At 64.3% G+C, this 1,081-nt stretch carries 1 protein-coding gene and 1 pseudogene; both read left to right on the forward strand.

Annotation, left to right across the window (positions count from 1 at the left end; genetic code table 11):
• Window positions 1-483, forward strand: a 483-nt coding sequence (locus EOA24_RS38965; protein WP_127410878.1) for an aldehyde dehydrogenase family protein, incomplete at its 5' end; no start/stop codon positions are given.
• A 354-nt stretch (window positions 484-837) separates the two neighbouring features.
• A pseudogene (locus tag EOA24_RS38970) lies at window positions 838-1,081 on the forward strand (efflux transporter periplasmic adaptor subunit); the annotation flags it as partial.

Here is a 1,081-nt window from a genome sequence, read left to right on the forward strand (position 1 = left end):
ACCGAGATCAACCCGGCCGACGAGACGCTCGGCGTCAGCGACCGCAAGATGGCGCCGGTGCTGGTGCGCAATGCCGGCGACAATCTGCGGCTGATGCGCGAGGAGATTTTCGGGCCGGTGCTGCCGATCGTCGAATATGGCACGGTCGACGAAGCCATCGACCATGTGAACCGGGGTGAGCGTCCGCTGGCGCTCTACTGGTTCGGCAGCGACAGCGCCAACCGCCAAAGGGTGATGCGCGAGACGGTGGCTGGCGGCGTCACGATCAACGACTGCATGCTGCATCTGGTGCAGGAGCGGCAGCCCTTCGGCGGCGTCGGCGAGAGCGGCACCGGCGCCTATCACGGCGAATGGGGATTCCGCACCTTCAGCAAGGAAAAGCCGATCTTCATCCAGTCGAAGCTCAGCGCGGGCGGCCTGCTGCGCCCGCCTTACGGCAGGACATTCGAGCGGATCTTCCGGCTGCTCAATCTCATCACTTGACAGCTTCAACCGAGGATAGCGGGGCGCTAGCGCGCTCCGACCGGACGGCTGCCGCGGCCCGTGGACGATTTTTCGCATCATGCTGACGGCTGTTGCCAGTAACCTTGGGGAAACCTGCCGGCGCGCCGGCAAAAGCGCCAGCCGGCTGGCAGAAAAGCCCGTGTTTGTCGAGGTACAGCGTTCCCCGCCGCAATGTTCCGGCAACTTTTCCGACTATATTGCGCCGCAACTTTCAGGTAGAAGCGGCGTCCGCCGATCACGGCAAATTGAACTAGGCCCCGCGCACACCCATATCGGCCGCGCGCCCAAGTCGGAAGCGCCGACCTAGCCAGGTCCTGCTACGGAAAAATGACGATGCCGAAAATCAGGTTTCACAAGCTTGCAGCCGTTGCCGTGCTCATCGGTTTCGCGGCCTGGATGGGAACGGGCGAGTTTTCCTCTGTCGGCAGCGCCGCGGACAAGTCTGTCACCACCGACAAGTCGGTTACTACCGACAAGTCGGCTACGACCGACAAACAGGCCGGCGCCGGCCAGCCGGAGGCCGCCAAGGCGAAGACAGCCGAGGCTGAGCCAAAGGCCGCGTCGCGCACCGTGGCGG

The organism is Mesorhizobium sp. M2A.F.Ca.ET.039.01.1.1 (genome assembly GCF_003998035.1).
GTDB lineage: Bacteria > Pseudomonadota > Alphaproteobacteria > Rhizobiales > Rhizobiaceae > Mesorhizobium.